Annotated in this window: 18 protein-coding genes; 4 read left to right on the plus strand and 14 right to left on the minus strand. The window is 72.1% G+C overall.

From position 1 onward, the window contains the following. Positions 1 to 88 precede the first annotated feature (88 nt). Positions 89 to 847, minus strand: coding sequence for an IclR family transcriptional regulator (locus tag KVT45_RS02625; protein ID WP_217544780.1), 759 nt, complete (start codon positions 845 to 847; stop codon positions 89 to 91). 63 nt (positions 848 to 910) lie between these two features. Beyond that, on the minus strand, positions 911 to 1,525 hold the full coding sequence (locus KVT45_RS02630) for a TetR/AcrR family transcriptional regulator (protein ID WP_217544781.1): 615 nt from the start codon (positions 1,523 to 1,525) through the stop codon (positions 911 to 913). Positions 1,526 to 1,633: 108 nt separating this feature from the next. On the opposite strand from KVT45_RS02630, the gene KVT45_RS02635 reads away from it, so the two are divergent. After that, the gene (locus tag KVT45_RS02635) at positions 1,634 to 2,431 is read left to right on the plus strand and encodes an acetoacetate decarboxylase family protein (protein ID WP_217544782.1); all 798 of its coding nucleotides are present in this window, start codon (positions 1,634 to 1,636) and stop codon (positions 2,429 to 2,431) included. Positions 2,432 to 2,481: 50 nt separating this feature from the next. On the opposite strand, the gene KVT45_RS02640 is transcribed toward KVT45_RS02635, so the two are convergent. From KVT45_RS02640 to KVT45_RS02660, 5 genes are all read right to left on the minus strand, one after another. Continuing rightward, positions 2,482 to 3,570, minus strand: a complete 1,089-nt coding sequence (locus tag KVT45_RS02640) for an aldo/keto reductase (RefSeq protein ID WP_217544783.1) — start codon at positions 3,568 to 3,570, stop codon at positions 2,482 to 2,484. A gap of 51 nt (positions 3,571 to 3,621) precedes the next feature. Next, a complete protein-coding gene (locus KVT45_RS02645; RefSeq protein ID WP_217544784.1) occupies positions 3,622 to 4,593 on the minus strand; it encodes an aldo/keto reductase in 972 nt (323 codons plus the stop codon). A 104-nt stretch (positions 4,594 to 4,697) separates the two neighbouring features. Beyond that, the gene (locus KVT45_RS02650) at positions 4,698 to 4,913 is read right to left on the minus strand and encodes a hypothetical protein (RefSeq protein WP_217544785.1); all 216 of its coding nucleotides are present in this window, start codon (positions 4,911 to 4,913) and stop codon (positions 4,698 to 4,700) included. A 118-nt stretch (positions 4,914 to 5,031) separates the two neighbouring features. Further along, a complete protein-coding gene (locus KVT45_RS02655) occupies positions 5,032 to 5,439 on the minus strand; it encodes a cupin domain-containing protein (protein WP_217544786.1) in 408 nt (135 codons plus the stop codon). Positions 5,440 to 5,507: 68 nt separating this feature from the next. Next, positions 5,508 to 5,831, minus strand: a complete 324-nt coding sequence (locus KVT45_RS02660) for a carboxymuconolactone decarboxylase family protein (protein ID WP_217544787.1) — start codon at positions 5,829 to 5,831, stop codon at positions 5,508 to 5,510. A 263-nt stretch (positions 5,832 to 6,094) separates the two neighbouring features. Here KVT45_RS02660 and KVT45_RS02665 point away from each other — a divergent pair, with 263 nt between their 5' ends. Next, positions 6,095 to 6,991 (plus strand): helix-turn-helix transcriptional regulator, encoded by an 897-nt coding sequence (locus KVT45_RS02665; protein WP_217544788.1) that lies wholly within the window; start codon positions 6,095 to 6,097, stop codon positions 6,989 to 6,991. A gap of 517 nt (positions 6,992 to 7,508) precedes the next feature. Here the strand turns inward: KVT45_RS02665 and KVT45_RS02670 are convergent. The 4 genes from KVT45_RS02670 to lnt form a co-directional block, all read right to left on the minus strand. Continuing rightward, on the minus strand, positions 7,509 to 9,476 hold the full coding sequence (locus KVT45_RS02670) for a GAF domain-containing protein (protein ID WP_217544789.1): 1,968 nt from the start codon (positions 9,474 to 9,476) through the stop codon (positions 7,509 to 7,511). Between the two features lie 81 nt (positions 9,477 to 9,557). After that, a complete protein-coding gene (locus KVT45_RS02675) occupies positions 9,558 to 10,364 on the minus strand; it encodes a 3-hydroxybutyrate dehydrogenase (RefSeq protein ID WP_217544790.1) in 807 nt (268 codons plus the stop codon). Between the two features lie 54 nt (positions 10,365 to 10,418). Beyond that, entirely contained in the window at positions 10,419 to 10,898 is a 480-nt protein-coding gene (locus KVT45_RS02680) for an NUDIX domain-containing protein (protein WP_217544791.1), read from the minus strand. Positions 10,899 to 10,965: 67 nt separating this feature from the next. Then, on the minus strand, positions 10,966 to 12,579 hold the full coding sequence (lnt, locus tag KVT45_RS02685) for an apolipoprotein N-acyltransferase (protein ID WP_217544792.1): 1,614 nt from the start codon (positions 12,577 to 12,579) through the stop codon (positions 10,966 to 10,968). A gap of 185 nt (positions 12,580 to 12,764) precedes the next feature. On the opposite strand from lnt, the gene KVT45_RS02690 reads away from it, so the two are divergent. After that, positions 12,765 to 13,802, plus strand: a complete 1,038-nt coding sequence (locus KVT45_RS02690; protein WP_217544793.1) for an O-antigen ligase — start codon at positions 12,765 to 12,767, stop codon at positions 13,800 to 13,802. Positions 13,803 to 13,902: 100 nt separating this feature from the next. Here KVT45_RS02690 and KVT45_RS02695 read toward each other — a convergent pair whose 3' ends face one another. Together KVT45_RS02695 and KVT45_RS02700 are read right to left on the minus strand one after the other, a co-directional pair. Then, positions 13,903 to 14,460: a hypothetical protein gene (locus KVT45_RS02695; protein WP_217544794.1), complete on the minus strand. Its 558-nt coding sequence runs from the start codon at positions 14,458 to 14,460 to the stop codon at positions 13,903 to 13,905. Positions 14,461 to 14,549: 89 nt separating this feature from the next. Then, on the minus strand, positions 14,550 to 15,341 hold the full coding sequence (locus KVT45_RS02700) for a glutamate racemase (RefSeq protein WP_217544795.1): 792 nt from the start codon (positions 15,339 to 15,341) through the stop codon (positions 14,550 to 14,552). A 39-nt stretch (positions 15,342 to 15,380) separates the two neighbouring features. Here KVT45_RS02700 and KVT45_RS02705 point away from each other — a divergent pair, with 39 nt between their 5' ends. After that, positions 15,381 to 16,574 carry a glycosyltransferase gene (locus KVT45_RS02705; protein WP_217544796.1) on the plus strand — a complete coding sequence of 398 codons (1,194 nt, stop codon included), beginning with the start codon at positions 15,381 to 15,383 and terminating at the stop codon, positions 16,572 to 16,574. A gap of 12 nt (positions 16,575 to 16,586) precedes the next feature. Here the strand turns inward: KVT45_RS02705 and KVT45_RS02710 are convergent, their stop codons facing one another. Beyond that, on the minus strand, positions 16,587 to 17,957 hold the full coding sequence (locus KVT45_RS02710) for a TerD family protein (protein WP_217544881.1): 1,371 nt from the start codon (positions 17,955 to 17,957) through the stop codon (positions 16,587 to 16,589). Positions 17,958 to 18,140 lie beyond the last annotated feature (183 nt).

An 18,140-nucleotide genomic window follows, 5' to 3' on the forward strand; every position in this document is an offset into this window, starting at 1 on the left:
GCAATCCTCACCCGTACGAGCCTTAAGCCCGACTTATCCGTTTCATCCAGGAAAGGGGTTCGGCCAACAAGCCACAAGGAGCGGGATTTCAGATAGTGAGCGACAGGCCTCTGGTCACGCGGTCCGCGACCGAGATCAGCCGGGCCCGGACCTCCGGGAGCCGGGAGAGCCGTTCCGCCGGGAGGGAGACGCCGAGGGAGCCGAGGACGTCGCCCCGGTAGATGGGCACGGCGACACACACCGTGCCCAGTGAGTACTCCTCGAGATCTGTGACGGCCGGTGCCATGGGGGAGGCGTCGAGGTTCCGGAGCAGTTCCGGGAGGCTGGTGATGGTCCGTGGCGTCAGGTCGGCGAGATCATGCCGGGAGAGGTAGTCACGACGGGACTCCTCGTCCAGTTCGCGCAGTACGGACTTGCCCAGCGCGGTGGCGTGCCCCGCGTCCTCGAACCCCACCCAGAGGTCGACCCGGGGCGCGCGGGGCCCGTCGACGATCTCGGCGACGCTGATCTCACCCCCCTCGTAGAACGTGAGGTAGGTGGCGGTGACCAGCTCGTCACGGAGCGCGGCGAGCGTCGGCCGGACCCGGGTGAGCAGCGCCTGGGTCTGACCCGCGGTGTGCAGCGTCTGCATCTTGTCGCCGAGGACGAATCCGCCGTCGGCCAGCTTCCGCAGGTACCCGTCGTGGACCATCGTCCGCAGCAGGTGATAGGCGGTGGCCAGAGGCAGCCCCGTCTCACGCGCCAACTGCTTCGCGGGCGCGCCGTTCTCGTGCGCGCTCACCGCTTCCAGCAGCCGGAAGGCACGCTGCACGGACATGATGAGCGTGGGGCTCTCATGAACGCTCATGCCACAAGCGTGCGCCCACCACCCGGTACGGGCAAGACGCGGGGTTCTCGCGGCCACCCCGGCTCAGGCGCCCCCGCGGTCGCTCTCGCCGCTTCGCCTTCCTGGCGTGTCGGTGACGAGGCGGACGAGATGTTCCGCGAGATCGGCGTCGAGGGGGGAACCGGTCATGAGCCGCCGGTAGAGGATGGTGCCCGCCCAGATGTCCTGGACCAGGTCGGTGTCGAGATCGTCGGGCAGATCGCCCCGCCCGACGGCGCGGCGCAGCGCGACGGCGATGTTCTCCCGCTTGCGGAACAGGAAGGCTTCGCGGAACCGGGTCATGAGTTCGGGGTGGGGAAGCAGACCGGCGGCGAGTGCGGGCAGCGAGGCGGCGATGTCCTCGTTCGCGTAGTTGTCGATGGTCATGTCGACGGCGTAGCGGAGCTCGGCGCGGGTGTCGCCCAGGTCGGGGATGTCGTCGGCGCGAAAGACCTCGGCGAGCGCGTCGGCCACGAGCGCCTCCTTGTTGGGCCACCAACGGTAGATGGTGGACTTGCCGACGCCCGCGGCCGCCGCGACGGCTTCGATGGTCAGCGCCGGATATCCGTGTTCCGACAGGACGCCCCGTGCCGCGTCGAGGATCTTCGCAAGAGAGCGCGGCCCGCCGGCCGCCTGGGGCGAGGAGAAGACAGAAGCCATGCGCTGAACGATACGTATCGTTTCACTTTGGGGTCAAGGCGTGCTACGGTCGTGGACGTCGACGAAACGATACGTATCGTTTCCTCCCGTCTCCCCCAAGGACGTGACATGAAGGGCTACACCGTCCCCCTCTCTCCCCGTGGCATCGCGAACCTGGCGCCCGCTCCGCCGTGGCACTACGCCGGCACCGTGGTGGGCGTGGAGTTCTTCGCCGACCCCGCGGCCGCCGCGGCGACCCTGCCGGAGGGCCTGACCCCCGACCCTGACTCCGCCGGCCGCGGCGTCGCGATGTTCATCGACTGGCAGTACTCCGCCACGGACCTGGAGTACCTGGACCCCGCACGCTCGCAGTACCGCGAGTTCCTGGTCACCCTGGACGCCCGCCACCACGACACGCCGGTGGCCTGGTGCCCGTACATCTACGTCGACAACGACTCCGCGATGGCCCGCGGCTGGGTCCAGGGCTTCCCCAAGAAGCTCGGCACCGTCCACCAGACGCGCGCCTACTCCGTCGGCGGACCCGGCACCCCGGTCCTCGGTCCGGGCGGACGGTTCGGCGCCACCGCGTCCTCCGCCGGACAGCGCATCGCCGAAGCCGAGATCACCCTCGAGCAGGAGGTCCCCGACCCCACCGCCCTGATGAACCGCCCCGTGGTCAACCTGCGGCACTTCCCCCGCCTGGCCGCCGGACTGCACGACAAGCCGGCCGTCCACGAACTGGTCATGTCCGTCCTGGACAACACCGCGATCAGCGACGCCTGGGTGGGCACCGCCGACCTCGCCTTCCTCCCCGCCCGCGGCGAGGAACTCGCCGACCTGGCCATCCAGCGCGTCGGCAGGGGATTCCACTTCGACCTCGCCTACACCGTGACCGACCTCAAGACCCTCGTCGACCACAGCGGCTGACCGCCGGGCCCGTCCCCACCACGGTCGTCCCAGAAGTAGAGATCCTTCCTCTACAGGCGGCCGGTGGGGTGGTCGGAGCCGTTGCCGACGAGGTCGCCGAGGGCTTGGGGGCCGCCCTGGAGCCGGCGGTCGCGCTGGCTGGTGCCGAACGCGCCGTAGGGGTAGCCGCCCGGCGTGGGCGCGCTGACCTTGTCGAGGGCGGCGGTGGCCTCGTCGTCCAGGGTGAGGGCGACCGCGCCGAGGCCGTCGTGGAGTTGCTGCAGGGTGCGGGCGCCGAAGACGGGGGCGACGACACCGGAGCGGTCGGCGATCCAGCGCAGGGCGACCTGGGCGGGGGTGGCGCCGGTCTCCTTGGCGATGCGGACGACCTCGTCGATCGTGGCCCAGTTGCGGTCGGCAGCGGCGTACTCGGCCGACACCCACTGGTACAGCTCGTTCGCGGACCCGGCGCGGGTGCCCGACGCCGGGGTCGTACCGCGCTCGTACTTCCCGGTGAGCAAGCCACCGGCCAGCGGTGACCACGGCAGCAGGCCGATCTTGTTGTGCAGCGCGGCAGGGACCATCTCGTACTCGCTCTCCCGGGACAGCAGGCTGTACTGCTGCTGAAGGGTGAGCGGGACCTGGACTCCCATCGCCCTGGCGGTCGAGACGGTCAGCTGGAGCTGCCAGCCGGTGAAGTTCGACAGACCCGCGTAGTGGATCTTCCCGGCGCGGACGGCGTCGTCGAGGAAGGAGAGGGTCTCCTCGACGGGGGTGTGTGCGTCCCAGCCGTGCATCTGGTAGAGGTCGACGGTCTCCACGCCGAGCCGGCGCAGGGAGGCGTCCAGCGCGCGGTGCAGGTGGCGTCGGGACAGGCCCAGGTCGTTGACGTCGGGACCGGTGGTGAAGCGGCCCTTGGTGGCGAGGACGACGCGGTCGGTGACCTCGCTCGGGCGGGCGGCCAGCCAGCGGCCGATGATCTGTTCGGAGAGGCTGCCGGAGTAGACGTCGGACGTGTCGAGCAGGGTGCCGCCGACCTCGGTGAAGGCATCGAGCAGGGCGAATGCCTCGTCTTCGGTGTTCTCGCTGCCGAAGTACATGGTGCCGAGCGCCAGTTCGGACACGGCGAGACCGGAGTTGCCGAGGGTGCGGTATCGCATGACGTTCTGAACGCCTTTCCGTTGCTGAGGAGTTCGGCCGTGTTCGCGTGGTCAGAACCAGGAAGGCCCGGCGTTGGTGTACGGCTTCTCCAGGACTGCCGCTTCCTCGTCCGACAGCCGTAGGGCGAGCGCGTCGACTGCCTGCCGAAGGTGGTGGGGCCGGGTGGCTCCGACGATGGGCGCCGAGACCAGCGGGTTGCGCAGCACCCAGGCGAGGGCGATCTGGGCCATGGGCACGCGTCGGGCTTCGGCGAGCTGCTGCACGGCGTTGATGACCGGCTCGTCGTACTCGCTGTCGAAGGACTGCACGACGTGGTCGGTGCGGGAGCGGGTGCTCTGTTCGCCGACGGGGCGGGCGAGGCGGCCCTTGCCGTTCGGGGAGTAGGGGACCAGTCCCACGCCCATGTCGCGGCACATGGCCATGAGTTCGGGTTCGTCCTGGCGGCGCAGGAGGTTGTACTGGTTCTGCATGGACCCGAAGCGGGTCCATCCGCCCAGGTCGGCGGCGTGCTGGAGCTTGGCGAACTGCCAGGCGTACATCGACGAGGCGCCGAGGTAGCGGACCTTTCCGGCCTTGACGACGTCGTGCAGCGCCGCCATCGTCTCCTCGACCGGTACATCGTCGTCGAAGCGGTGGATCTGGTAGAGGTCGATGTAGTCCGTGCCCAGCCGTACCAGGGAGGCGTCGACCTGTTCCAGGATCGCCTTGCGGGACAGTCCCGCACCGCCGGGACCGTCGTGCATGGGGCCGCGGACCTTGGTGGCGAGGACGATGTCCTCGCGCCGGGAGTACTTCGTGATGGCGCGGCCGACGATCTCCTCGGAGGTTCCGGCCTGGTAGACGTTGGCGGTGTCCCAGAAGGTGATGCCCAGCTCGACGGCCTGCCGGAAGAACGGCGCGGCCTTGTCCTCGGTCAGCGCCCAGGGGTGGGCACGGGGGACGGTCGGGTCGCCGTAGCTCATGCAGCCGAGGGCGAGCCGGCTCACCTTCAGCCCGGTGGTGCCGAGACGGGTGTATTCCATGGGGGCGCTCCTTCACGGTCACATACGGTTCGGGGCTGTGGAGTCGGGGGTTTCGAGCCGCCTGAGTGCCGGGCAGCCGCGGTCGGCCGGTCGCCGTCGTTCCGTCAGTCGGTCGGTGCGGCAGGGATGATGCGGACGGTGACCGAGCCGCGGTACGGCGAGATGTGCAGGTCGTCGGCGGCCGTGAACGAGCGCGGCTGCGCCTGGTCCCAGGTGCTCGGGGGGGGACGAGTCGGCCGTTCCGTCAGCTCGTCCGGCGGTGCGGGCAAGTGCGTCGCGGTCATCCGGTCGGCGGCGCTCAGCGTCGATCCGGCCGTCACGGCGTTGCCGAGGAGGCACGTGGCGGTTCCGCTCGGCGAACCCCCGCGTGCGTGATCACCGCCGCCATGTGGGGTGTGCCGGCCCCGGAACCGGCTGACGCTCAGGCTCCGGCTGTGATCAGCGGGAGGTACGGGTGCTGGTGCGCGGGCCGCCGTACTCGGCGTCGGTGACGTGCTCCAGCCAGTTGACCTCGTCGCCCTCCCACAGGGCGATGTGCTCCATGAACTGGTCCGGACTCGCGCCGTGCCAGTGTTCCTCGCCGGGCGGGCAGCCGATGGTGTCGCCCGGGTGGGCCTCGATGATCACGCCGTCCCGGGTGCCGATCAGGGCGGCTCCGGACACGACGTGCAGCGTCTGGCCCAGGCCGTGGCTGTGCCAGGCGGTGCGGGCGCCGGGGGCGAAGCGGACCATGTTGGCCCGCGCCCGGGAGGGCTCCTCGCCCCGGTGGATCACATCCGCCCAGGCGTCACCGGTGAACCACTGGGCGGGCAGCTTCATGGTCGCGGGCTTCTTGAGGATCTCCATGGTGGTACGTACTCCTTGCGTCGGCCGTCGCAGGGCGGCCGTAGGGGGTGAACCGGCGTTGGGACGGGTCAGGCCGAGCGGAACAGTTCGCGGGCCACGGTCAGCGCGGACATGGCCTTGGGCCAGCCGGCGTAGAACGCCATGTGCGTGATCGTCTCGATGAGTTCCGCCCGGGTCACGCCGTTCTGCTCGGCCAAGGGGATGTGGAAGCCGAGCTGCTCGCTGCTGCCGATGGTGATGAGGCTGGCCACGGTCACCAGGCTGCGATCCCTCGGGGACAGCTCCGGGCTCTTCCATACCTGTCCGAACAGCACGTCCTCGCTGTAACCGGCCAGTGCGGGAGCGACGTCCCCGAACAGGTCCCGCGGACCCGGCTGGGTCTTCTCCGTCATTGTTCGTGTCCTTTCCACGTGGCGCGCCGGTGTTCATCGGCCCGCCGTCAGACGGGCGGGCGACACCGCGCCGGGGTTTCGTTCCGCCCGCACGCCGCGGCCGCCGACACCCGGACTTGGTTCCCGCCGACCGGGCCGGCCGGCCTGGCGCCGATCGCGCCACAACCGATGGAACCGCAGGTCACACGCGCGTGGAAGGGCTCGTTGATACGTGTACTGGCAGTACACCCCACGGTCGCGGAAGCCGACGTAGCCTCAAGGGCATGGACAACCGGAGCGAGGTACGCGAGTTCCTGACCAGCCGCCGTGCCAAGATCACGCCTCAGCAGGCGGGGCTGCCCGCCTTCACCGGCAACCGGCGCGTCAAGGGGCTGCGCAGGGAAGAGGTCGCGCTGCTCGCCGGCGTCAGCGCCGAGTACTACGCCCGCCTGGAGCGCGGCAACCTCTCCGGCGTCTCCGAGACCGTCATCGACTCCCTCGCCCGCGCCCTCCAGCTCGACGAGGCCGAGCGCGCCCACCTCGACGACCTCGCGCGCACCGCGAACACCACCCGCCGCGCGCCCCGCCGGCGGGCGCCGCAGCCGATCCGTGCGAGCCTGCAGCACCTGCTCGACGCGATGACCGAAGCCCCGGCCTTCATCCGCAACGGCCGCCTGGACATCCTGGCCACCAACCGGCTAGGCCGCGCCCTGTACGACCCGGTCTTCGCCGACCCGGCCCGGCCCGTGAACCTCGCCCGGTACGAGTTCCTCAACCCCGGCGCGGCCGACTTCCTGCCCCACCTGGAGGCCCAGTCGGCCGGCGCGGTGGCGCTCCTGCGCACCGAAGCGGGACGCGACCCGTACAACCGGGACCTGACCGACCTCGTCGGCGAACTCTCCACCCGCAGCGAGAAGTTCCGCACTCTGTGGGCCGCGCACGACGTGCGCCTGCACCAGACCGGCGTCAAGCACTTCCGCCACCCCGCGGTCGGCGAACTCGTCCTCCCCTTCGAGGCCATGCCCATCCCGACGGACCCCGGCCTCACCCTCACCGCCCTCAGCGCCGAACCCGGCACCCCGTCCCACGACAGCCTCAAGCTCCTGGCCAGCTGGGCCGCCACCCTCGACCAGGACGCCCAACCGGACACCGCTGCCGCCGGCGGCGAACAGAGCGCATAGCGGGAGCCGGCACCGCGCTACTGCAAACCTGGTCGTACGCACCGGCGGTGTTGAGGCCATGTGGATGGCGCAGGCGTGATCACGGCCGGGCAGAGGGGTGACTCACCGCGGCTCGAACCGGTCCTGGAGGCGATCCGGATGCCGCGGCTGGGACCTGGGCGGCCGCGCGGGCAACCGGAGGTTGCGAGCGGTGGCAGTGCCGGCGGGGCGAAGGCGACCGCTTCGTCGAGCTTCTGGCGGGTGGTCAGGCAGTGAGGGAGCCGGCCGATCATGCGGTTGAACAGGTTGCGGAGGGCCGCGTGGCAGCGGTCGCCGGCTTCCCGTCGGCGGTTGTCGTGGGAATGGGCCCCGGGTGAAGCGGTGAGTGCGGCCAACGCCCGGTGCCGGCCGGCCGCGGCCAGGCGGCTGTTCTTGATCCGGCGGTGGCTGACACGAGGGCGCCGCGACCGTCAGGGCGCGCACCGAAGACGTACCCCCCACCCCCGCTGAGCCCGCACCGCTGGCCCGGCCCCCGGGATCAGCGGCGCTCCGGTGCCGCCCCCAACCGGTGCAGGCGCAGGGCCAGTTGGATCTCCAGGGCGCGGGCCGGCTGCTGCCAGTCGTCGCCGAGGAGGCGGGCCACCCGCTCCAGCCGCTGGGCCACCGTGTTCACGTGGACGTGGAGTTCGTCCTTGGTGCGGGCCGGGCTCATCCCGCAGGCGAAGTACGCGTCGAGGGTGCGCAGCAGTTCCGTGCCGCGCCGTGTGTCGTAGGCGACGACCGGGCCGATGGTGTGCGTGACGAACGCGGTGACGTCCCGTTCGCCGGCGAGGAGCAGGCCGAGGAAGCCGAAGTCCTCGGCGGCGGCACCGTCCCCGCCCCGGCCGAGCAGGTTCAGAGCGTCGAGGCAGCGGCGGCCCTCGGCATACGCGGCAGCCACGGTGTCGGGGCGGGTCGCGAGGTCGGCGACGGGGGCGGAGGCGCCCACGGTCACCGGCTGGTGGACGGCGGTGCCGAGCTGCCGCGCGGTGCGCCGGGCGAGGTCGGTGGCGGTCTCGCCGGGGTCGAGGGGCAGCAGCACGACGGTGCCGCCGTCGCGGGCGGCGGCCAGGCCGTGCCGGGTGGTGGCGAGGTGGGAGGCGGCCGACCACAGCCGGCGGCGCGCTGCCGCCGCCTCCTCGGCGTCCGCCGCGGGGCCGTCCAGGCGGGCGGCGAGCACGACGTGGGCGGCGTCGAGGTCGGCGTGCAACCGGGCGGCGCGGTCGCGCAGTTGGCGCGGCTCCCGGTCGCGGGCGTCGAGAAGGTCGTCCAGCAGTTCGCCGCGCACCCGCTGTTCGGCCTCGGCGGCGGAGCGGCGGGCCAGCAGGAGCAGTGAGGTGACCATCGCGGCGCGCTCCAGAGTCCGCTGGTCGACGGGGTCCAGGCCGGGATGGCCGCGGAGCACCAGCGCGCCGAGGAGTTCGCCGCCCGCGGCGACCGCGGCGATCCAGTCGTGGCCGTGCCGTACCGCGTGCCCCTCCGTGCGCGACGTCTCCAGCGACCGGGGGTCGGCGGTGTCGGTGAACTCGACCGTGCCGCCCAGGATCTGGGACACGGCGGCGGCCACGTCACGGACCTGGCCGCCGCGCAGCACGAGCTCGGCGAGCCGGTCGTGGACGTCCGAGGCACGTTCGATGACCGCGCTGCGGTCCTTGATGATCTCGTTGGCCCGCTCCAGGCCGGCCATGGCCGAACGGGTCTCGGTGAGCAGGTTCGCCGTGTCGATGGCGGCCGCGGCGAGCGCGGCGAAGGAGCCGAGCAGGGCGATCTGCTCCCGTTCGAAGACGCGTGCCCGCCGGTCCGCGGCGAACAGCACCCCGATGACGTGCGGTCCCAGCATCAGCGGGACGCCGAGGATGGCGACCAGGCCCTCGTCGCGAACCCCGGCATCGATGGTGAGCGTGTGCTGGAAGCGGTCGTCCTTGAAGTAGTCGTCGGTGACGTACGGCCGCGCGGTCTGCGCGACGAGTCCGCCGAGCCCCTCCCCCATGCCGAGCCGCAACTGCTGGAAGCGGGCCGCGACCGAACCCTCGGTGACCCGCATGTAGGTGTCGCCGCGCGCCGGGTCGTTCAGGCTCAGATAGGCGACGTCCGTGCCGAGCAGGGAACGGGCGCGCTGGACGATCGCCTGGAGTACGGCGTCCACGTCCCGCAGTCCCGCCAGGTCGTGCGCGGTCTCGAACAGGGCGGACAGCTCGGCCTCGCGCCGGCGTCTGCCCTCCAGCTCGCCGCGGACCCGCAGCGCGAGCAGCTTGGCCCGCTCCAGGGCGGCGATCCGCTCCGGTGACCGGTTCTCTGCGCGGGCGAGCAGCACCGGCTGCTCGTACGCCTCCGCCGAGGCACCCCTGGCCAGCAGTTCGAGGTACGCCGGCTCGGCGGCCCCCGGCACTTCGGCGCCCAGGTCGAGGGCACCGGCCGCCAGGGCCGGGGCCGGCCGCCTGGCGGACTGCACGTGATTGCGAGACATGGTCACAGGATTCCGCATCGCCGCTCCGGCCCGTCGGGCCTGTGGAAAACTCGCGGGCCGGCGGGTGTCCGGCCCGTCCCGTCAGTGGGCCGTCCAACCGCCGTCGAGCACCAGCGAGGTGCCCGTGACGAAGGACGCCTGGGGAGCGCAGAGGTAGGCCACGGCCTCGGCCACCTCCTCCGGTTCCACGAGCCGCTTGACGGCGCTGTCGGTCAGGAGCACCTCGGACAGCACCCGCTCCTCGGGGATGCCGTGCGCCCGGGCCTGATCGGCGAGCTGCTTCTCGACCAGTGGGGTGCGCACATAGCCGGGGTTCACACAGTTCGAGGTCACCCCATGGGGCGCGCCCTCCAGAGCGGCCGTCTTCGACAGCCCCTCCAGACCGTGTTTGGCGGCCACATAGGCGGACTTGTAGGCAGAGGCGCGCAGCCCGTGGACGGAGGACACGTTCACGATCCGCCCCCAGCCCTGCGCGTACATGTGCGGCAGCGCGCCCCGGATCAACCGGAACGGCGCCTCCAGCATCACGGTCAGTACGGTGTGGAAGACGTCCGGCGGGAACTCCTCGATGGGGCGCACCAGTTGAAGACCCGCGTTGTTGACGAGGACGTCGGTGCCGGCGGCGGCGCGTTCGGCCGCGTCCAGGTCGGTGAGATCGAGGACGTACGGCTCGACGGCACCGCCGCCCGCCGCGCCCCGGGCCCGCCCGGCGAAGTCCACGAGCTCGGCCAGCCCCGTCGCGTCCCGGTCGACGGCTCTGACCCGGGCGCCGGCCGCCGCGAGACGCAGGGTGCAGGCGCGGCCGATGCCTCCGGCGGCGCCGGTGACCAGGGCGGTGCGGCCGTGCAGGTCGAGGGCGGGGGCGGTGCGGGTGCTGGGCGAGCTCATGGGTGGACCCTAGGCGGCGCCCACCCGCTCCCGCATAGCGTCAGCACACATACTTCAGCTGAAAGCCGTAGCGTCGAACCATGTGGGTGCATCCGACAGCGCCTGCTTGATCCGGAACACACCGAACTCGTTCAGCTCCGGCAGTGCGTCCACGTCGAACCAGGCCACTTCCAGCGACTCGTCGTCGTTCACGCGGGCCTCGCCGCCGACGGCCCGGCAGCGGAAGGTGATGTCCATGTACTGGCAGACATCACTGTTCGGGTAGGTGACGCGCTCCAGCGCCTGGACGAGGACCACCCGCTCGGCGACACAGCGCACCGCCGTCTCCTCGAAGACCTCCCGCACGGCGCAGGCCGCGGGCTGCTCCCCCGGCTCCGGAATGCCGCCGATGACCGACCACTTGCGGGTGTCGGTGCGGCGGCCCAGGAGCACTCTGCCCTCGTCGTCGAAGACGATGGCGGTGATCCCGGGCAGCCAGAGCAGCTGGTGGCCCGCGGAGGCGCGGATCGCGCGGATGAAGTCAGGAGTAGCCATGAGGCGACCCTAACCTCCCGGTTCCTCGCACCCGGCCGGAACCACGGGGCGTACAGCGGGTGTACGGCTACGCGTCACCGGCGCGCCGGCCGCGCATTCCGGACCCGATCGCCCAGCCGACCCCACCCGCGGCGACCAGCACCAGCGCGATCTCGGGCAGGATGCCCAGCCTGGTCGCGGGCGTCTCAGAGGTGCGCAGCGGCACCTTCTGGACCAGGTAGGCGGGCACGAACATGCCGGTCTTCTGGGTGATCTTCCCGTCCGGCATGATGATCGCGCTCACGCCGCTGGTCACCGGCACGGTGACGGTCCGGCTGTGCTCGACCGCGCGGATCCGGGACATGGCGAGCTGCTGGTAGGTCATCTCGCTGCGGTCGAAGGTGGCGTTGTTGCTCGGCACGGAGATCATCTCGGCGCCGTGCGTGACGGTGTCCCGCACGTCCCAGTCGAAGGCCGCCTCGTAGCAGGTGGCGAGGCCGACCTTGGTGCCGTCGATGTCGAACACACCGGGCTTCGTGCCCCGGCTGAAGTCCTGGCGGACCATGCTGGTCCAGTTCTTGTTGACGGCGCCGACCAGACCGCGCAGCGGGAGGTACTCGCCGAAGGGCTGGATCTGCCGCTTGTCGTACGTCGACGTCGGGCCCTTGACCGGGTCCCACAGGATCTGCTCGTTGAGCAGCTTGCCGTCCCGCTCGACGACCCCGCCCACCGAAATGGGGACGCCCACCGCCTTGGCGGCCTCGTCGATCACGGCGGCCGCGTCGGCGTCGGCGAACGGGTCGACGTCGGAGGAGTTCTCCGGCCACAGCACGAAGTCGGGCTTGGCGGCCTTGCCCGCCTTGATGTCCGCGGCGAGCTTCAGCGTCTCCTTCACGTGGTAGTCGAGTACGGCCTGCCGCTGGGCCGCGAACTCCAGGCCGGCGCGCGGCACGTTGCCCTGGATGACCGCGACGGTGACGGCGCCGTCCTCGGCCTTGTCGCTCACCAGCGTCCGCGCCGCGACCGCGCCCACCACCGGCACGGCCACGCTCAGCAGGGCCGCGGCCGCCGCCCCGCGGCGGATCTCGCGGGTGCGCCGGCCCTCGACGGCCAACCGCCCCGCCTCGTAGAGACCGAACCCGCACAGGACTACGGCGAAACCGAGCACCGGGGTGCCGCCCAGCGCGGCGAGCGGCAGGAAGACGCCGTCCGCCTGGCCGAAGGCGATCTTGCCCCAGGGAAAGCCGCGGAAGGGCACGCGCGCGCGTACCGCCTCGCCCGCGATCCATATGGCGGCCGCCCACACCGGCCAGGCCGGGAGCTTGGAGACCGCGGCCACACCCACACCGACCAGTGCGATGAAGATCGCCTCGATGGCCACCAGCGCGACCCACGGCCCGGGGCCGACCTCGACGCCGGTCCACACCAGCAGCGGCAGCAGGAAGCCGAGACCGAAGACATAGCCGAGACCGAGGGCCGCCTTCCAGGTGCGGCCGCGCAGTACCCATGCGAATCCGGCGAAGGCGGGCAGGGCCAGCCACCACAGGGTGCGCGGCGGGAAGCTGACGTACAGCAGCACTCCGCTGAGGGCGGAGGCGGCGGCCGGGACCAGGCGGCGGAGCAGCCGGAGGGCGCGTGCGCGGGGGGCGGGACGCGGCGTGAGCTGGTCCGACTGGTCCACGGAAGTTGCGGTGACGGTCACCCGGGGAGTGTACGGCGGTTGACCTTGCGGCCGACAGCACGGTCTCGGCATGCAGGAATCACACCGTTCCCGCGCAAGTCGTCCACAAAGCGGGCATCAGAGGTTACGGTGTGCCGAGGCGGGCGGCGGGGCCTGCCGCAGGTCGGGGGACCGGGGTACGGGGGGCGACGGTGGGGTCGACCGGGATGACGTCCGCTGCCGAGACGGCCGCGGACAACGACAGACGAAACGTTTCTGACGTGGTGGGCGTCGTGGTGCTCGGGGCCTGCGCAGTGTGGCCGCTGATCTCCGCGACGGGTCGCGACGGACGGCCCGAGGGTGTACTGCTGGCGGTGCTCGCGGTGGCCGCGGGCTATGCCGCGGGCCGGGTGTCCGGGTCGCTGCTGCCGGTCGCCGCGCCGTGTGCGGGCGCACTGGCCGGGCTGACGCTCGCGGTGGCGATGCCTCAGGTGGCTCCGGGCCCCCAGTTCACGACCCCGCTCGGTCATGCCGGCGCCGTCGCGGCGCTGCTGGCTCTCGCGACGGGCGGCGCGTGCTGTGCCGCTTGGGCGACGCCGGTTCCGGCGCTTCGGTTCGGACTGCGGATGCTGGCCGCCGGCATCGCGGCGGCCGGGGCGGCCGTCGGCTCGGGACCGGGCTGCGCGGCCAGTGCCGTCGTCCTGCTGTGCTCCCTCGCCGCCGGCCGGGTGCGGCGGCGGGGGCCGGGCATCGCCGGGCTGGCTCTGGCGGCCGCCCTGGTGGCGGGCACGGTCTGGGCGGTCGCCGCGAACGTCCTGCCCGCCGGCCTCACCTCCGCCCTGGCGGGCCCCCTCGCCGAGCACCGCGTGCAGCTGTGGCGGGACGCCGTGCGTCTCGCGCACCGGAACACCGGCCTGGGCGTCGGCCCGGGGCGCTTCGGCGAGCTGAGCGGCACCGCGCCCGGGGCCCTGCTGCCCGACGGCAAACCACACTCCGCCCCGCTCCAGCAGGCCGCCGAACAGGGCCTGGTCGGTGTCCTGCTGCTGGCCACCGCGTTCTGCTGGATCCTCTACGCCCTGTGGCGGTCCCCCCGCTCCACACCGGTCACCCTCACCGCGGGCGCGGCACTCACCGCCCTGGCCGCGATCGCCGCGGTCGGCAACGCGCTGAGTTTCACGACGGTGTCGGCGGGCGCGGGCCTGCTGGCGGGCCTGGCGACGGCACGCCCGTGGGTGGCGGGGGTGGCGGCGGTGCCGGGCGGTTGAGCCATACGGGTGTGTGGCCCAGGCACATGTGATCCAGGCACATGTGATCCAGCCAGATGTGATGCAGCCCTGTGCGGTCCAGCCCTGTGCGCGAACTACGTCAGTGAGCCGTACCCGGTGTGATCGTCCGCAGGCGTTCCCTGATGACCCGCACCGCAGACTCGGCGTTGTCCACGGTGATGGTGAAGGTATGGCCGTCCCACAGACTCAGGACGATGCCCTCGCCGCGACGGACGACGACGGCTGTGCCCTTCTCGGGGCGCCAGCGGTAGCCCCAGCCGCCCCAGTGGCGCGGGGTGATCTGCGGGGAGAAGTCGGCGCCGACCACATGGGAGAGCGGAATACGACGCCGCGGTACTCCTATATGACCGCAGCGGATTTCGAGGCACTCCTTGTCGAGCCTCAGGTCGACGTGCACGAAGGCAAGGGTGCCGAAGAGGACCAGCAGCCCGGCCGCGATGCAGCCCACGACCGACATCACCAGCGGGGCGATCCCCGAGTTCCAGGCGGAGTCCACGGCCAGTTCGATACCGAGCGCCATGCACGCCGCGCCGACCAGCGCGAGCAGCCACTGGACCCGGTTCGTGGCGCGCCCGGTCCAGACATCCGGGTGCGGGGCGCCCTTGTCCGGAGAGTGGTCGCGGGGGTGGTCCCTCATGTCTACGAGATTACTCACGTTTCGCTGCGCGGGTACCGCGTTGCGGAGGGTGACTGCTCACGTCGGGCGGTATCCCCGGCCCCGGGGGGTCACTGGGACGCGGCAGGACTGGCCGTGCGCAGCAGGCGGGCCTCGGCGTAGCTGAGCGCGGCCTCGGGCAGCTCGCCTTCCCGGCCGTTGAGCAGCACCGTCACCGTGCCGGTGGCCGGTGCGCCGGGGGCCGGCTGCGCACCGATCCGGCGAAGCGCCTGGGCGGCCACCGCACCGGCGGAGCCGTGCAGGGCGAGGGGTGCGGCGCCGGGGCGCTGGACGGCGGCGCGGATACGTTCCGCCAGGAGTTCGTAATGGGTGCACCCCAGGACGACGGTCGTTACATCGTCGGGGGTGAGCTCGGCCGCCGCGGTCACGGCGGCGTCGACGGCGGCCTGGTCGGCGTGCTCCACGGCCTCGGCCAGCCCCCAGCAGGGCACCTCGGTGACCGGCACACCGCCGGCGAATTCCTCGATGAGGCCCCGCTGATACGCGCTGCCCGTGGTCGCAGGGGTCGCCCAGATCGCGACGGGGCCGCCGCCGGCGGCGGCCGGCTTGATCGCCGGGACCGTGCCGATGACCGGGATACCGGGTTCCAGGCGCGCGCGCAGCGCCGACAGGGAGTTCACGGTGGCCGTGTTGCAGCCGATGATCAGCGCGTCGGGCCGGCGGGCGGCGGCGGCCTCGGCGACGGCCACGGCACGCTCGGTGATGCCCTCGGGGGTACGGGGTCCCCAGGGCATGCCCTCGGGGTCGAACGAGAGGACGAGATCGGCGTCGGGGCGCAGCCGCCGTACCGCTGCGGTAGCCGCCAGCAGGCCGATTCCGGAGTCGATGAGCGCGATCTTCACCCGGCCACGATAGACGATGGGCCGTTGGGAGCAGGTCCGATGGGGCAGACTGCGCGGGTGAGCGCCATCGCGTGGACCGCCGCCGTATCCCTCGCCGCCTGGCTGTGGCTGCTGCTCTGCCAGGGCTTCTTCTGGCGCACCGACGTCCGGCTGCCGCCCCGGCGCGAGCCCGCTCAGTGGCCGGACGTGTGCGTGGTCGTCCCGGCCCGGGACGAGGCCGCGGTGCTTCCCCTGAGTCTGCCGTCGCTGCTGGCGCAGGACTATCCGGGTCGGGCGGAGGTGTTCCTGGTCGACGACGGCAGTACGGACGGCACCGGGGAGCTGGCCCGGGAGCTGGCCGCGCGCCATGGCGGGCTGCCACTGACCGTGACCTCGCCCGGTGAGCCGCCGGCGGGCTGGACGGGCAAGCTGTGGGCGGTACGGCACGGCATCGCTCTGGCACGCGCGCGTGGCCCCGAGTACCTGCTGCTCACGGACGCCGACATCGCGCACGAGCGGGACAGCCTGCGGATGCTGGTGGCGGCCGCCGACACCGGGGGCTTCGACGTGGTCTCGCAAATGGCCCGGCTGCGGGTGGCAAGCCTGTGGGAGCGGCTCGTGGTGCCCGCCTTCGTCTACTTCTTCGCTCAGCTGTACCCGTTCCGCCGGATCGGCCGGAAGGGCTCGCGCACGACGGCAGCGGCGGGCGGCTGTGTCCTGCTGCGCGCCGGCACGGCCGAGAGGGCGCGCATCCCTGACGCCATCCGGCACGCCGTGATCGACGACGTGGCACTCGCCCGCGCGGTGAAGGCCACCGGAGGGCACATCTGGCTGGGGCTCGCCGACCGGGTGGACAGCGTGCGCCCCTATCCGCGCCTGCACGACCTGTGGCGGATGGTCTCCCGCAGCGCGTACGCGCAGCTGCGGCACAACCCGCTGCTGCTCCTCGGTACGGTCGCCGGTCTCGCGCTGGTGTACCTGGTGCCGCCGGCGGCAGTGCTGGCGGGGGCGGTCACCGGCAGCGCGGCGGCGCTGCTCCTCGGCGCCGCGGCCTGGCTGGTGATGACCGCGACGTACGTACCGATGCTCCGCTACTACCGGCAGCCGCTGTGGCTCGCCCCGCTGCTGCCGTTCACCGCGTTCCTCTACCTCCTCATGACGGTCGACTCGGCGGTACAGCACTACCGGGGGCGCGGGGCGGCCTGGAAGGGCCGTACGTACGCGCGTCCCGACACGGTCGCCGACGAAGGCTGACCGTCCTTCGCGTCACTTGCGGCCGGGCGTCCAGTTCATGCCCCAGCCGTAGGCGCGGTCGACGGTCCGCTGCGGGCTCACCCCCCGTTCCGGGACCAGGTAGCGCGCCTCGCGCTGCACGACCAGGTCACCACCGGTGTTGGTGAGCAGGGCGAGCGCGCACACCGTCGAGGGAACCGTGCACTCGTCCAGGGAGAAGTCGACCGGGGCGCCGTGCTGGGGCTGGAGCGTGACCGTGGCGTGCAGGTCGGCGAAGGACGTGGCGCCCTGATAGATCGTCACGAAGATCAGGATGCGCCGGAAGTCCTGCTTGTGATCGAGGTTGACGGTGAGGTTCTCCCCGCTCGACACGGCGCCGGTGCGGTCGTCGCCGTCGAGGTGGATGTACGGCGGCCGCTTGAGAGAGCCGAAGGCGTTGCCCAGCGCCTGGACGACGCCCTTGCGGCCGTCGGCGAGCTCGTACAGGGCGCACAGGTCGAGGTCGAGGGCGCCCGCTCCGCCGCGCCGGCCGCCCCAGCCGGGGAGCTGTTTGCGGACCTGCCAGTTGAGGTTGACCCGCAGCTCGCCCGAGGTGCCGCCCTGTTTGGCCAGGGAGACGGAGGGGGCCGCCTTGGTGAGCGTCACCTTGGACAGCCTTACGGGGGCGGACGGCGCCGTCGGCGGGGGCGGCGGGACGGGCAGACCGGCGGAGGTCGGCGCCGGGTACTGCGGGAAGGGCGGGCCGCCGGGCCGCGGCGGGGAGACGGGAGCGGGGACCGGCGGGGAGACCGGAGCCGGGGCCGGCCGCGTGAGCGGACCGGCGACGGGCGGGGTGACCTGCGGCCCGGGCGGCTGCGCCGGGTGCTGCGGCTCGTCCACCGTGATGCCGAAATCGGTGGCGAGCCCTTCCAGCCCGCTGCTGTACCCCTGCCCCACCGCACGGAACTTCCAGCCGCCCTGGCGGCGGTACAACTCACCGAGCACGAAAGCGGTTTCCACCGTGGCGCCCGTGCTGTCGAACCGGGCGACCACGGTTTCGTCCGCCGCGTTCCGGACCTCGGCGTAGAGGCCGGGGACCTGCCCAAACGTTCCGCCGTCGGCCGAGGCCGCGAGGACGATCCGCTCGATCGGGGCTTCCACGCGCGCGAGGTCGACGAAAAGAGTGTCGGTGACCAGGTCACCGGAGCGCCGCTTGCCCTCGTGCCGGACCGCGCCCGAGGTGTGCGCCGGCTGGTTGTAGAAGACGAAGTCGCCGTCGGAGCGCACTTTCCCGGCGACCAGCAGCAGCGCCGAGGCGTCCGCGTCGGGGGCACCCGGACCGGGGCGCCAGCCCAATTCGACCCGCAGTGCCGTGGTCGGCACCGGCGTATTCGATCCTTTCGGCATTGACATGTCCGCCCCCATCATGTGTCGGCATGCCGGGCGCGCCCCGGCGGTCCCAGGTCATCCCTACCCTCACAACCTATTCCCGGGGACAGGGATCTCCCATGAGCGGCACAGGAAGATCCCTGGCCAACCGCAGGTAACCGGCTCGGAACTCGGCCTTTACACGATCAGAACGCTGATTGCCGTCCTTTTTTGCCGAGT

The organism is Streptomyces sp. GbtcB6, assembly GCF_019091475.1.
Taxonomy (GTDB): Bacteria; Actinomycetota; Actinomycetes; order Streptomycetales; family Streptomycetaceae; genus Streptomyces; species Streptomyces hyaluromycini.

What these genes read in the sequence shown, in the direction of transcription:
- KVT45_RS02625 (WP_217544780.1), bottom strand. Translation starts at nt 847, where the DNA reads ATGAGCGTTCATGAGAGCCCCACGCTCATCATGTCCGTGCAGCGTGCC.
- KVT45_RS02630 (WP_217544781.1), bottom strand. Translation starts at nt 1,525, where the DNA reads ATGGCTTCTGTCTTCTCCTCGCCCCAGGCGGCCGGCGGGCCGCGCTCT.
- KVT45_RS02635 (WP_217544782.1), top strand. Translation starts at nt 1,634, where the DNA reads ATGAAGGGCTACACCGTCCCCCTCTCTCCCCGTGGCATCGCGAACCTG.
- KVT45_RS02640 (WP_217544783.1), bottom strand. Translation starts at nt 3,570, where the DNA reads ATGCGATACCGCACCCTCGGCAACTCCGGTCTCGCCGTGTCCGAACTG.
- KVT45_RS02645 (WP_217544784.1), bottom strand. Translation starts at nt 4,593, where the DNA reads ATGGAATACACCCGTCTCGGCACCACCGGGCTGAAGGTGAGCCGGCTC.
- KVT45_RS02655 (WP_217544786.1), bottom strand. Translation starts at nt 5,439, where the DNA reads ATGGAGATCCTCAAGAAGCCCGCGACCATGAAGCTGCCCGCCCAGTGG.
- KVT45_RS02660 (WP_217544787.1), bottom strand. Translation starts at nt 5,831, where the DNA reads ATGACGGAGAAGACCCAGCCGGGTCCGCGGGACCTGTTCGGGGACGTC.
- KVT45_RS02665 (WP_217544788.1), top strand. Translation starts at nt 6,095, where the DNA reads ATGGACAACCGGAGCGAGGTACGCGAGTTCCTGACCAGCCGCCGTGCC.
- KVT45_RS02670 (WP_217544789.1), bottom strand. Translation starts at nt 9,476, where the DNA reads ATGTCTCGCAATCACGTGCAGTCCGCCAGGCGGCCGGCCCCGGCCCTG.
- KVT45_RS02675 (WP_217544790.1), bottom strand. Translation starts at nt 10,364, where the DNA reads ATGAGCTCGCCCAGCACCCGCACCGCCCCCGCCCTCGACCTGCACGGC.
- KVT45_RS02680 (WP_217544791.1), bottom strand. Translation starts at nt 10,898, where the DNA reads ATGGCTACTCCTGACTTCATCCGCGCGATCCGCGCCTCCGCGGGCCAC.
- KVT45_RS02690 (WP_217544793.1), top strand. Translation starts at nt 12,765, where the DNA reads ATGACGTCCGCTGCCGAGACGGCCGCGGACAACGACAGACGAAACGTT.
- KVT45_RS02695 (WP_217544794.1), bottom strand. Translation starts at nt 14,460, where the DNA reads ATGAGGGACCACCCCCGCGACCACTCTCCGGACAAGGGCGCCCCGCAC.
- KVT45_RS02705 (WP_217544796.1), top strand. Translation starts at nt 15,381, where the DNA reads ATGGGGCAGACTGCGCGGGTGAGCGCCATCGCGTGGACCGCCGCCGTA.
- KVT45_RS02710 (WP_217544881.1), bottom strand. Translation starts at nt 17,957, where the DNA reads ATGGGGGCGGACATGTCAATGCCGAAAGGATCGAATACGCCGGTGCCG.